Source organism: Luteibacter sahnii, from assembly GCF_034063545.1.
Classification (GTDB): domain Bacteria; phylum Pseudomonadota; class Gammaproteobacteria; order Xanthomonadales; family Rhodanobacteraceae; genus Luteibacter; species Luteibacter sahnii.
Genome location: NZ_JAQLOK010000012.1, coordinates 15,853 through 29,221, shown reverse-complemented (window position 1 = coordinate 29,221; position 13,369 = coordinate 15,853). Strand labels below are relative to the sequence as shown.

General features: G+C 67.4%; 9 protein-coding genes. 5 read left to right on the top strand and 4 right to left on the bottom strand.

The annotated features are described in order from the left end of the window. Positions 1–8: 8 nt before the first annotated feature. The 3 genes from PI246_RS17945 to PI246_RS17935 form a co-directional block, all read right to left on the bottom strand. Positions 9–1,670, bottom strand: coding sequence for a methyl-accepting chemotaxis protein (locus PI246_RS17945; RefSeq protein ID WP_320552695.1), 1,662 nt, complete (start codon positions 1,668–1,670; stop codon positions 9–11). A 35-nt stretch (positions 1,671–1,705) separates the two neighbouring features. Then, positions 1,706–2,149 (bottom strand): hypothetical protein, encoded by a 444-nt coding sequence (locus PI246_RS17940; protein ID WP_320552694.1) that lies wholly within the window; start codon positions 2,147–2,149, stop codon positions 1,706–1,708. 243 nt (positions 2,150–2,392) lie between these two features. Beyond that, positions 2,393–3,301, bottom strand: coding sequence for a LysR family transcriptional regulator (locus PI246_RS17935; protein WP_320552693.1), 909 nt, complete (start codon positions 3,299–3,301; stop codon positions 2,393–2,395). 228 nt (positions 3,302–3,529) lie between these two features. On the opposite strand from PI246_RS17935, the gene PI246_RS17930 reads away from it, so the two are divergent. The 5 genes from PI246_RS17930 (at position 3,530) to PI246_RS17910 (ending at position 11,652) form a co-directional block, all read left to right on the top strand. Next, positions 3,530–4,195, top strand: coding sequence for a response regulator transcription factor (locus PI246_RS17930; RefSeq protein ID WP_320552692.1), 666 nt, complete (start codon positions 3,530–3,532; stop codon positions 4,193–4,195). Next, a complete protein-coding gene (locus PI246_RS17925) occupies positions 4,192–5,604 on the top strand; it encodes a sensor histidine kinase (RefSeq protein WP_320552691.1) in 1,413 nt (470 codons plus the stop codon). The genes PI246_RS17930 and PI246_RS17925 overlap by 4 nt, the downstream gene beginning before the upstream one ends. 184 nt (positions 5,605–5,788) lie before the next feature. Beyond that, positions 5,789–9,028, top strand: a complete 3,240-nt coding sequence (locus PI246_RS17920) for an efflux RND transporter permease subunit (protein ID WP_320552690.1) — start codon at positions 5,789–5,791, stop codon at positions 9,026–9,028. Then, positions 9,018–10,205 carry an efflux RND transporter periplasmic adaptor subunit gene (locus tag PI246_RS17915; RefSeq protein ID WP_320552689.1) on the top strand — a complete coding sequence of 396 codons (1,188 nt, stop codon included), beginning with the start codon at positions 9,018–9,020 and terminating at the stop codon, positions 10,203–10,205. Before PI246_RS17920 ends, PI246_RS17915 begins: the two co-directional genes overlap by 11 nt. Continuing rightward, complete coding sequence (locus PI246_RS17910; RefSeq protein ID WP_320552688.1) at positions 10,189–11,652, top strand: efflux transporter outer membrane subunit; 1,464 nt, start codon at positions 10,189–10,191, stop codon at positions 11,650–11,652. The genes PI246_RS17915 and PI246_RS17910 overlap by 17 nt, the downstream gene beginning before the upstream one ends. A gap of 125 nt (positions 11,653–11,777) precedes the next feature. Here PI246_RS17910 and PI246_RS17905 read toward each other — a convergent pair whose 3' ends face one another. Beyond that, on the bottom strand, positions 11,778–13,349 hold the full coding sequence (locus PI246_RS17905; protein WP_320552687.1) for a hypothetical protein: 1,572 nt from the start codon (positions 13,347–13,349) through the stop codon (positions 11,778–11,780). Positions 13,350–13,369: the final 20 nt, after the last annotated feature.

Here is a 13,369-nt window from a genome sequence, read left to right as displayed (position 1 = left end):
GTAATCCTTCAGAACTCGCGCCAGACGCTATCGTCGCCCGCCATCGCCGGCACGCGACGCGCCGTGGTCATGGCCATGGGAGCCGGTTCCGGCGCGGGTTCGCGTACCGCCCGGGGTTCGGCCGCCGTGGCGACGGGCGTGCCGACCACCGTGAAAAACGAGACCTGGCGGAGCAGCTCCTGCGAGAGGTCGGACGCGTTCTTGCTCGCCGCGGAGGCCTCCTCCACCAGCGCCGCGTTCTGCTGGGTGACATCGTCCAGCGTCACGACCGCGTTGTTGACCTGGTTGATGCCGGTGGACTGCTCCTGGCACGCCGCGGCGATTTCCTCGACGATGGCGTTGACCGAACGCACGCCCGTGGCGATCGCGTCGAGCGACGTGCCGGTGCGCGCCACCAGGGTGGCACCGGTATCCACCCGCTCGACCGTCGAGGTCACCAGCGCCTTGATGTCTTTCGCCGCCGCACCGCTGCGCTGGGCCAGGTGGCGCACCTCGGTGGCCACCACGGCGAAACCGCGGCCCTGGTCGCCCGCCCGGGCGGCTTCGACCGCCGCGTTCAGTGCCAGCAGGTTGGTCTGGAACGCGATCTCGTCGATCAGGGTGACGATCTCACCGATCTGCCGGCTCGCCTGGGTGATGGCCTGCATCGCTTCGGTGGCTTCCGCGGCGACCTGGCTGCCGGCGTCGGCATCCCCGCGCACGCGCTGCGACAGTTGCCGGGCCTGCTCGGCGCCTTCGGCGTTCTGCTTCACGGTCGCGGCGAGTTCTTCCATCGACGCCGCTGTTTCCTCCAGCGAACTGGCCTGCTCCTGGGTGCGCTGCGAGAGATCATCGTTGCCCTGGGAGATATCGGCGGCCGACGATGACACCTGCTGCGAGATGTGGCGCACGTCGGTGACGATACCCGCCAGGCGCTTGTCCATTTCATCGAGGGCCTGGAGCGTATCCGTGAACTCGTCGTTGCCCGAGACCACGGTCGTGTTGTTCAGCTGACCACCTCGGATAGCCTGGGCCAGCGCGCGAGCGCGCGCCAGCGGCGTGACGATGGCGCGCACGAGGAAGGCCGCGATCGTCAGCAACAGGATCACGCTGACCGCCAGCACGCCGACGGAGATGTTGCGCGTCGTCGCGTAGCTGGCGCCGGCCGCCTCGGAGGCCTCCTGCGCCTGTTTGGTGTTGATCTGCACCAGGTCGTCCATGCGGCTGGCCATGCGTCCCAGTCCCGGCGCCACGCTGCCGATCAACAGGTCGCGCGCTTCGGCGGTCTTGCCCGCGTCGAGCAGGGCCGCGCTCTTCTCGACCAGCGGCATGGTGGCCTTTCGTTCGGCGATATAGGCCTCGGCGGCCTTCTGCTCATCCTCGGCATCGACCTTCGTGGGGTAATAGCGCGACCACGACGCAGCCTCCCGGGCAATGTTGGCCCGGATGCGATCGCCCGTGTCGCGCACGGACGGATCGACGATGGCGTGGTTCAACGCGATGCGAGCGTCGACCACCGCGCGCTGGGTTTCACTCACGTCGATGATCGACTTCACGTTCGCCTCGTAGATGTCCTGGGCAAGCGCGTACGTCTTCTTGGTGCCCAGCAGGCCGTCGGCCCCCAGGAAAAGCATCAGGCCCAGGGCGACGCCCATGGCGGAGAAAATCTTGGTACGAACGGAAAAGCGCATGGTCAGTCCTCTTGGCGGCGGCTGGAGGTACGAATTCAGGCGGGGCGATGCGGAAGCGACGGCGATGCCATGTCGCCCAGGGGCGCGTCATCCACGGCATGCGCGGGGATCTCATGGATGAGGCCGTCTAGCACCATCGTGCGGACGACCTGGGCGCATGCCTTGTGCACGGGCGCCGCCTCGCAGCTTTCACAGCACACCAGGGCGATCTCCAGCGCCTCGACCATCTCCTGGGTGTCTGGGAAGTCGTTGTCGCGTGCCATCTGGTGCAGACGGTAGGCGCGGAACATCGCCTCGTGGTGGTCGCCCGAGCGCAAGGCGAGCAACAGGTCGAAGGCCTCGCGTGACAAAGCGTAATGCGTGCCCGACGGCGCCAGGCGGCTCACGCCGCGCTCGCTGTCCGTCGTGTCGGCGAACGCCCAGTTCAGCGGTCGGCCGCGTGGACGCGTGCGGCGCGTCCCGAATGTCCAGAATGACATGTCATCTCCCTCCTCGAGTTGGCATGTCGTCGTCGGTGCAGGCTCCGTGCCACACGCAACCTATTGATTTGACTAGATAACAAAAAAAGACGGAGCGAGCGGCGTCCCAAGCCGACGTTTTTTGCCGCTTTTGTGCATGACCGGGTTTCGACGTTTTTCGTCACATGGTGACGCATCGCGCCGAACGCACGGAAATCGCTCGGCGAAAACTAAGCCTTGCAAAGACGCGGTGAAATCAAATGGTTAGGGCGCAGTATTCCAGCGCCATTCGGCCTCGAGCGCTTCAGCACAAAAGTCGACGAAGGCTTTCACGCGGGGCGCGAGGTGCTGCGCGCTGGCATAAACCGCATGCAGCGGGGCGGCGGGAATGGCATGGCCCGGCAGCACCCGGACCAGACGGCCCGTGCCCAGGTCGTCGCCGACGTCCCAGATCGACTTCTGCACGATGCCACCGCCCGCCAGGGCCAGTTCATGGGCCGCTTCGCCGTCGTTGGTGACATACGCCGGATGGACCCGCACGGCAAGCTCGCCGTCACCTTGCCGAAACGTCCACTCCCGCGTCGGGTACTCGCCGAACACGATGCAATCGTGCGCCGACAGGTCGGCGGGCACGTGCGGCATGCCGCGCCGGGCCAGATACGCCGGTGCGGCGCAAAGCACCCGGTAATTCGGCGCCAGGCGACGCGCCACGTGCGAGGAATCGGCCAGCGCGCCGAACCGGATGGCCACGTCGATGCCGTCCTCGACGATGTCGACCAGCGCCTCGCTCAACGTCAACTGCACGCAGACCTCGGGATGCAGGGCGCGGAAGGCCACGGCCAACGGCGCGATGCGGCGACGTCCGAAGGCGCGCGACGCGGTCACGCGAAGCACTCCGGTGACGGCGTCCCGCGTGCGCGAGACGGCGGCCTCGGCTTCCTGCACTTCGGCAAGGATGCGCACGCAGCGGGCGTGGAACGCCTCCCCCTCCTGCGTCAGCGACTGTCGCCGGGTCGTCCGCCGCAGCAGCCGCACGCCCAGGCGCTCCTCCAGCGTCGCCAGCCGCTTGCTCACCACCGCCAGCGAGAGGTCGAGTTCCCGGGCAGCGCCCGACAGGCTGCCGGCCGCCACGATGCGGGCGAAGATGGTCAGTTCCAGGAGGTTGTCGAGCATGCGTTCCGGTCCGGCGTGGGGTTTCCCGAGCGCAAGGCCAACCCACGGCCTCGCGCCCATCCGCTAGTTTGCCTGTCTGCGGCGCCTTTGCAGAGGACACCGCGCACACCTTGCGCGACGCGGCGCGACAGCGAGCCGGGTAGACTTTGCGCCCGCCGACACAAAAGGTTCGGAAAAGCATGGGTCGGGATCATGCCATGGTCCCACCCGTCTCCCTGCCCTGACCCCATGCATATCCTGTTGCTCGAAGACGACATTGAACTGGGCGAGGCCATCAAGCATGCCCTCGAGCATCAGTCGTATGCCGTGACCTGGCTTACCGACGGGCGCAGCGGCGCGAGCGCGCTTCCCGATGCCTCGTTCGACCTCGTCCTTCTCGACCTTGGCCTGCCCGGCAAGGACGGGCTGGAGGTGCTGCTGGAAGCCCGCCGATCCGGCGTGAAAACGCCGATCCTCGTCATGACCGCGCGCGACGCGCCCGAGGCGAGGATCAAGGGCCTCGACCTGGGTGCGGACGATTACCTGGTCAAGCCGTTTCACCTGGGCGAGCTTGCCGCCCGCATCCGCTCGCTCACCCGTCGGGCCCAGGGGCTGGTCGACAACCGCGTCGAGGTCGGCGGCCTGGTACTCGATCTGGCCACCACCGACGTGACGTTCCGCGGCGAGCGCATCGCGCTGACCCGCCGCGAGTTCGCCGTACTGCGCATCCTGATGGAGCGGGCCGGGCGCATCGTGCGCCGCGAAAGCCTGGAAGGCTCGGTCTACGGGTTCGATACGGTGGTCGACCGCAACGCCATCGAGGTGCACGTGCACTGGTTGCGGCGCAAGCTCAGCGCCGACGTCATCCACACGGTGCGAGGTATCGGCTACATGATGCCGCGGGAACCGAAATGACCTCCGACAGCCTGCGCACGCGCCTGACCTGGCTCATCATCGCCGTGCAGGTGGTGGTGCTGATCCCCCTGGGCGCGCTCAGCTACCAGCGCGAGCGGCAGGAGATGAACCGCCTGCTCGACGGCCGCCTCGCGCAGGCGGGCCGCACGCTGGGCACACTCATCGCCTACGGCCACCACGACTACACGAGCGCGGACGCCAACCGCGCCCTCGAACTGGCCACGGACGCCCAGCGCGGCACCGTGGTAGTCGCTGTGCATCCGCGCAATTACGAGCCGGAGGTCGGCTTCCAGGCCTACGACCCGCACGGCGCGCTGATCGCGGCCACCGCCAACCTGGCCGACCTCCCGGCGCCGACGCCGGGCGAGCGCGGCTTCAGCGACATCGAACACGACGGCTCGCCCTGGCGTCTCTTCACGCTGACCAATCGCTTCAACCTCACCATCCGCATCGGCGAGCGGTCGGAAAACCGGGCGGACATCACACGCGGGTTGATCCTCGAACACGCCCTGCCCCTGGTGATCGGCCTACCCCTGCTGGCCCTCCTGGCCGGGCTCGCGGTCAAACAGGGGCTGCGTCCCCTCGACGCGCTCACCCGGGTGCTGGCCGAACGAGCGCCGCGCAGCCGTAAACCGGTGTCGATCCAGCGCTCGCCGGACGAGATCAAGCCACTCATCGTCACGCTCAACCAGCAGTTGGAGCGCCTGGAGGACGCGCTCGAGCGCGAACACCGGTTTGCCGGCGACGTGGCGCACGAACTGCGCACGCCTCTCGCGGCGACGATGATCCACCTGGAGAGCGCGCTCATCGCCGACGACCCGGCCGAGGCCCAGCTCACGCTGGAGAAAGCCCGCCGCAGCCTCGGCCGTCTGGGACGGCGCATCGAGCAGATCCTCGCCATCGCCCGACTGGAGGCCGGGGCGGCCGCCGAACAGCGCGTGCCGATCGACCTCGTCACCCTCGCGACCGAGGTGGTGGAAGAACTCGCGCCGACCATCGCCGAAAAGGACATCTCGCTGAGCCTGTCCCACGACGAGCCCCAGGTCACGGTCAGCGGCCACGAGGTGGCCCTGACCGCGATGTTCCGCAACCTGATCGAGAACGCGCTGCGCTACACGCCCGAACGAAGCCGCGTGGACATCGCCCTGCGGCGCGAAGGCGGCGTCGCGGTCATCGACATCTGCGACGATGGCCCCGGCATACCGCCGGACCTGCGCCAGGCGGCGTTCCACCGCTTCGAGCGCGGCGTGGACACGAAAGAATCCGGCTATGGCCTTGGCCTGAGCATCGTGCAGCGTGCGGTCGAACTGCACGAGGGCACGATCGAACTGCTCGAATCGCCCGCCGGCCAGGGCCTGCTGGTGCGGATACACCTGGACGCGGTCACGCCGGCCCCACCGTCGCCGTGATCGCTCGCCCCGAACGGGGCACAAAAGATTCCCACAAGAATCGGTCGGAATAATGGCACTGGGCGATTCTGCCCGCGTCAAGCCGAGTAGCTCCACCGATGAAAGCGATCGCATCCCAACGACGCACCCGCAGGCCTGGGTCCGTCCTCCCGTCGTTACCGTGGACCGGCGCAGGGACCCCCGCATGCTAGCGCTGGTCCGCATCGCCCTGTCGCGTCCCTACACGTTCATCGTGCTGGCGCTGCTCATTCTCATCGTCGGCCCGCTGGCCGCGGTCCGCACGCCGACGGACATCTTCCCGAACATCGGCATCCCGGTCATCAGCGTGGTGTGGACGTATAACGGGCTGCCGCCGGACCAGATGTCCGGTCGCGTCATCTATTACTACGAGCGCCAGCTGACGACGTCGGTCAACGACATCGAGCACATCGAGTCGCAGTCGCTGCCGGGCGTGGGCATCGTCAAGATCTTCTTCCAGCCCGGGGTGGACATCCGCACCGCCACCGCGCAGGTCACCTCGATCTCGCAGACCGTGGTCAAGCAGATGCCGCCGGGCATCACGCCGCCGCTGATCCTCAACTACAACGCCTCGACCGTGCCGGTGCTGCAGATGGCGCTGTCCAGCCCCGTGCTGTCGGAAGCGACCATCCGTGACATCGCTCAGAACTTCATGCGCCCCACCCTCATCTCCGTGCCGGGCGTGGCGATTCCCACGCCTTACGGTGGCAAGCAGAAGCAGGTGACGCTCGACCTCAACCCGCGGGCGCTCGCGGCCAAGGGCCTGTCGGCGCAGGACGTGGCCAACGCGCTGGCGGCGCAAAACCAGATCATCCCCGTGGGCACCGCCAAGATCGGCACCTACGAATACCACGTCCAGCTCAACAACAGCCCTACGGCGATCGACGAACTGAACGACCTGCCGATCAAGACGGTCAACGGCGCCACCATCACCATCGGCGATGTGGCCCACGTGCGCGACGGCGCACCGCCGCAGAACAACGTGGTGCGCGTGGACGGCAAGCGCGCGGTGCTGATGCCCGCCCTGAAGAACGGCAACGCCTCCACCCTCGACGTGGTGGCGGGCATCAAGAAACTCCTGCCGCTCATCGCCGAAACCCAACCGAAGTCGTTGAAGGTCAACATGCTGGGCGACCAGTCGATCTTCGTGAAATCGGCGGTCAGCTCGGTGGCGCGCGAGGGCGTGATCGCCGCGGTGCTCACCTCGGTGATGATCCTGTTGTTCCTCGGCAGCTGGCGCTCGACGGTGATCATCGCGCTGTCGATACCCCTGGCGATCCTGTCGGCCATCGCGCTGCTGGCGGCGTTCGGGCAGACGCTCAACGTGATGACGCTCGGCGGCCTGGCGCTCGCGGTGGGTATCCTCGTGGACGACGCCACGGTGACCATCGAGAACATCAACTGGCACCTGGAGCAAGGCAAGGGCGTGATGGACGCCATCATGGACGGCGCCAGGCAGATCGTGACCCCGGCCTTCGTCTCGCTTCTTTGCATCTGCATCGTGTTCGTGCCGATGTTCATGCTCGACGGCATCGCGGGCTTTCTGTTCCGCCCGATGGCCCTGGCGGTGATCTTCGCGATGGTGTCGTCGTTCATCCTGTCGCGCACCCTCGTGCCGACGCTGGCGATGTTCCTGCTCAAGCCGCACCACGTCGAAGGCGGCGCCGGCCATCATCCCGAAGACGCTTTCATCAACCACCACGAAGGCGACCAGCACGGCCGCACGCGCCATAACCCGTTGGTGCGGGGACTCATCGCCTTCCAGATGGGTTTCGAGCACCGATTCACCCGTGTGCGCGACGTCTACTATGGCGTGCTGGGCCTGGCGCTCGCCCATCGCAAGCGCTTCATCATCGGCTTCCTGGGCTTCGTGCTGGCGTCGTTCGCGCTGCTGCCCACCCTGGGCCGCGACTTCTTCCCGACCGTGGACGCCGACTCGCTGCTGATGCACGTGCGTGCTCCGATGGGCACCCGCGTGGAAGAGACGGCCGCCGAGTTCGATCACATCGAGCGGGCGATCCGCGCGGTGATCCCGCCGGGTGAACTGGATACCATCATCGACAACATCGGGTTGCCCCTGTCCGGCGTGAACCTGGTCTACAGCAGCAGCGGCACCATCGGGTCGCAGGACGGCGATATCCAGATCGTGCTCAAGGACGGCCATCGTCCGGCCGCTGATTTCATGAAGCGGCTCCGCGAGGTGCTGCCGCGCGAATTCCCGGGTACGCAGTTCTCGTTCCTGCCCGCGGACATGACCAGCCAGATCCTCAACTTCGGCGCGCCCTCGCCGCTGGACGTCTCCATCGCCGGTCGCAACCGCAAGGCCAACGAAGCCTATGCCGAAGCGATCCTCAAGGCGATGCGCCAGATCCGGGGCATCGTGGACGTGCGCCTGCAACAGAGCTCGAGCTATCCCCAGCTCAACGTCAAGGTAGACCGCCTGCGCGCGGATAGCCTGGGCATCACCGAGCGCGACGTCACCAACAGCATGGTCGCCTCGCTGGCCGGCAGTTCGCAGGTCGCCCCGGCGTTCTGGCTGAACCCGAAAAACGGCGTGTCCTACGCCATCGTGGCGTCCACCCCGCAATACCTCATGGATTCGATGTCCGACCTCAAGGCCTTGCCGGTCACCTCGGCGGGCACCGGTTCGACGCAGATCCTCGGCGGCATCGCCAGCTTCACCCGCGGCCCCAGCGACGCCGTGGTGTCGCACTACAACATCATGCCGTCGTACGACATCTACGCGTCGATCCAGGGGCGCGACCTCGGTGGCGTCGCGGCCGACGTGCAGACCGTGCTCGACCACTTCGCGGCGAAGCGTCCGCCCGGCACGCTGGTGAGCCTGCGCGGCCAGGTCGGCACGATGAACGAAGCCTTCAGCGGCCTGATCTTCGGCCTGGCTGGCGCGGTGGTGCTGATCTACCTGCTCATCGTGGTGAACTTCCAGTCATGGCTCGATCCGTTCGTGATCATCACCGCCCTGCCCGCGGCCCTGGCCGGCATCGTGTGGATGCTGTTCCTGACCCATACGAGTCTGTCGGTACCCGCCCTGACCGGCGCCATCATGTGCATGGGCGTGGCCACGGCCAACGCCATCCTCGTGGTGAGCTTCTGCCGTGAGCGCCTGGACGAACACGGCGACGCCTTCAAGGCCGCGATGGAGGCCGGCTTCACCCGCTTCCGCCCGGTGTGCATGACGGCGCTGGCGATGATCATCGGCATGCTGCCGATGGCGCTCACCCAGGAACAGAACTCGCCGCTGGGCCGCGCCGTGATCGGCGGCCTGCTCTTCGCCACCTTCGCCACCCTGCTGTTCGTGCCGGTGATCTTCGCCATCGTCCACGGCCGAACCGCACCCGCGCCTTCTGAAGACCGCCTGATCGGAAACCCCTCCCATGTCGCATGAAGCCTCCGTACCCGCCCAGGGGCGACCGCCCCGTGTTCGCCTGGCCCTCGCCATCGGCGCGGCGCTGGCCGCCGTCGGGGTCATCGCCGGCCTCTCGCTGCGCGCCGTCGAGTCGCGCGACCTCACCACGTGGACCGACGCCCAGCTGACCCCCAGCGTGCAGGTGGTATCCGCCTCGGCGCTCAGCCGCACGCAAGGCCTCACCCTGCCCGGTCACCTCGACGCCTGGATCGCGACGCCGATCCACGCCCGGGTCGGTGGGTATCTCAAGCAGTGGAACGTCGACATCGGCCAGAAGGTGAAGGCGGGCCAGGTGCTCGCGCTCATCGACACGCCCGAACTCGACCAGCAATTCGAACAGGCCAAGGCCGAACTCGTCCGCGCCCAGGCGAGCGTGCGCCTGGCCGACATCACGGCCCGGCGCTGGCAGAACCTGCTCGAATCGCATTCGGTGTCCAAGCAGGAGGCCGACGAAAAGGCCAGCGAGGCGGAAACCGCCAGGGCCAACGTGCTCGCCGCCAAGGCCGACGTCGACCGCCTCGCGGCACTGGAGTCGTTCAAGCGGATCACCGCCCCCTTCGATGGCACCGTCACCGCGCGCAACACCGACATCGGCGACCTGATCACGGCCAACAACGACGGTGGCGCGCCGCTGTTCTCCATCGCCGACACGAGCAGGATGCGCCTCTACACCCAGGTGCCCCAAGGCTACGCCTCGTCCATCGTGCAGGGCATGAAGGTGAAACTGCTCGTGCTCGGCCACGGCGGCGAAACCGTGGACGGCACGCTGATCGGTACCTCGCGGGCGATCAACCGCGCGTCGGGGACGCTGCTCGCCCAGTTCGAAGTGGACAACCCCCACCAGGACCTTCTTCCCGGCGACTTCGCCCAGGTGCAACTGGCGACGCACGCGCCCGGCGACACGGTGACCGTGCCGGCCACCACGTTGCTGTTCCGCGCCGAGGGGCCGCAGATCGCCGTGCTGGGCAAGGACAACCGCGTGATCCTGCGCGACGTGCACATCGCGATGGACCTCGGCGACACCCTGGAAATCGACCAAGGCCTGCACCCCGACGACCGCATCATCGACCATCCGACCGACTCGCTCGCGCAGGGCGACCTCGTACGCCTCGCCGCGCCCCAACCGGAATACGCCGCCCATGCCAAGCGTGCCTAAGTTCGCTCCCCGTGCGCTGGGGGCGATGCTGGCCCTCGGCCTGGGCGGCTGCTCGCTCGCCCCCGCCTACGTCAAGCCGCCGGTCGGCCCCCTGCCGGACGCCTACAAGGGCGCGGCGCTGCCGGAAGGCTGGGCGCTCGCCGCGCCGAAGGACACCGAGGAGCGCGCGCCTTGGTGGACCATCTATCGCGACGATACGCTGGACACCCTTGAGTCCAAGCTCGACGCGAACAATCCCGACATCGCGGTGGCGCTGGCGCGACGCGACGAGGCGCAGGCCTACCTGCAACAGCTCGGCGCACAGCAGGCGCCACGCGTCGACCTCGACGCGAGCCCGACTCACGACCGCCAGTCGGACCAACGTCCGCTGCGCGGTTCGAACCAGCCGAACGAATACGACACGCGCACGATCGGGCTCAGCGCCAGCTATGAACTCGACCTGTGGGGCCGCATCCGCAACGAAGTGGCCCAGGGCCGAGCCCTGGGCGCGGCGGCGCAAGCGGACCTCGCGTCCGCACGACTGAGCCTGCAGGCGCAGTTGGCCGACCTCTACATCAAACTGCGCAGCCTGGACGTCGAAACGCGCATCGTGCAGGACTCCCTCGGCGCTTACGCGCAGGGCCGCTCGATCACGCAGAAGCGGATGGACGGCGGCGTGTCGTCCGGCCTCGACGTGGCGCGCGCCAACGCGCAATACGCCGATGCCCAGGCCCAGGCCACCGAACTGCGCGTGCAACGCGCCCTCGTCGAACACGCGATCGCCACACTGGTCGGCGTGCCGGCCTCGAGTTTCTCGCTACCCGCGAAAACCACGGCGATGACGCTACCGCCCATTCCGCTGGGGGTGCCGTCCGAACTGCTCGAGCGCCGACCGGACATCGCCGCCGCCGAGCGCCGCGTGTTCGCGGCCAACGCGGGCATCGGCGTCGCCCGGGCGGCCTTTTTCCCCACCCTCAGCCTGGGCGCCGCGTTCGGCTGGCAGGACATGGGCCATGGCGGCCTGCTCGCGGCCAGCAACACGTTCTGGAGTCTCGGCCCCGCCGCCGCGTTGAACCTCTTCGATGGCGGGCTGCGCCGAGGTCGCGACGCTGAGGCGAAGGCCGAATTCGCCGCCGCGTCGGGGCAATACCGCGCCGTGGTGTTGCGGGCCTTCCAGCAGGTGGAAGACAACCTGTCGCTGCTGCAGGACTTGGGCCGCGAGGCCAAGGAAGAAATGGCCGCAGCCGACGCCGGCAAGCAGTCGCAGGCGCTGGCGACCAACCGCTACAACGAGGGCGTGGTGAGCTACCTCGAGGTGGTCACCGCACAGACGGCCGCCCTGCAGGCCGAACGCACGGCCGAACGCGTGCGTACGCGCCAGCTGCAGGCGAGCGTGGACCTCATCCGTGCCCTCGGGGGCGGCTGGCGGCATGTGTCGACACCGTCCTCCGACGTCAGCCAGCGATGACGCGATATCGCCCTCGCCACGGCGCCGGAACCCATCGCAGAAACCGGTAACGCCGAAAAAGAAAAAGGCGGTGGGACAAGCCCACCGCCTCGTTCGTCCTTGAGCCGAACTCCTTACGATACCGATCAGAAGGGGTAGTAGCGGAAGCTGGTGAACACCATGTCTTCCTTCGCCTTCGGCGAGCCGCCCACACCTTCGAAGGCTTCGCGCACGGTGTGCGAGTACTGCGCGCCGAACTGAGCCTTGCCGAACTTGCCCTGGTAGAACTTCCACCAGAAGCCGAGCGTGCCGTTCCAGATCTGGCGGGTGTTACCCACGCAGGCGCCGCCTTCGATGTTGCAGCCGGCATTGTTGTAGGCAGCGTTGCCATAACCCAGGGCGACACCGTTGTAGGTGTAATCCTGCTTCTGCTCACGCTCACGGCCGCCGAACGCGTAGATGTCCAGGTCCGGCGAGGTATGCCAGGTCAGGCCAGCCAGCAGCATGTTTTCCTTGATCGGCGAGATCTCGCCGTTGGGCTTGAAGGTGACGTCCGGCAGCTGCGCCGAGCCGTAGCGGCCGATGCCGCGACCCTGCATGCCGGTGAACTGGAAGTCGAGCACCTTGTCGACCAGCGGGAGCAGCATGCCGACACCGAAACCGCCGCCGTAGACGTTGTGGTTGCTGTTGCCGGCGCCCGAGTTGTAGCGGTTGTAGAAGGCGCGGCCAAGGCCGAAGATCTCGTAGTGGCCGAAGCCCGGATCCGCCGCGAACTTCACGATGACGTCGGGGATGTGGTTCAGCGACAGCGTGTTGGCCGAGTCGTAGCCCGAGCCCGCCTGGGTGTTGTAGATCGACGTAACCGGCGCCTTGGCCTGGTTGGGGCTCACGTAGAAGGTGGTCTGCGGGTTCTCGAGCGAGACGCCGAGCCAGTATTGCTTGCCGAAATCCTTGACCAGGCGGATCTGGGTCTGGCGGGCCCACGCGAAGCCGGGCAGGTACTGCGCGTCGATCTGCGGCGGGGCCGCTTCGGTGCGCGGGGTGATGCCCTTGGCGTTGAGCGTCAGCATCGACCAGCTCTGGCCGGCCAGCAGGTGTAGGCCCGGGTTATCCCAGTCGACCGTCATGTAGACGTTGCGCTCGCGCGGGTTGAACGAGTTGGATTCGTTCTGGTTCGCGGTCTGGGCGCCACCGAGGAAGTCGGCCTCGATGTAACCGGCCACGTGCGTATCCGGGCTCACGTCGCCCTGGGCAAGCATCGAGACGCGGCTCTGGCGCGCGCTGAAGCGGCCTTCGGACATGCGACCGACGGACGAGTTGCGGTACGGGATGCCATTCCAGTTGGACGCGATGTCGGCACCTTCCTGGTGGGTGCGGTAGATCGTTTCCGCGGCGAGGAAGCCGCCGAGCGTGATGTTCACGCCTTTGTAGGCCAGCTTATCGGACGACTTCTTGGTGGCCGCCACGGCGTCGGAGGCGGTGACCTGCACGTCGTTGACGGCCTTGGCCGTTTCGATCTGCGCGTCGGCCTGGGCTTCCTGCTTGCTCTCCAGTTCAGACACCTTGGCCTGGAGGGCAGCGAGCTGCGCCTGGAGCTGCTGGAGCGTCGCGGCGTCGACCGTCACCTTCGTCGGCTGGGTCTTGGTCGCAGCCATGGCCGTGAAGCTCGTCACGCCCAGTCCTGCGGCAATGGCCGCCGTGAGCAACTTGGAACGCATGGAAATCTCTCCGATGGAAA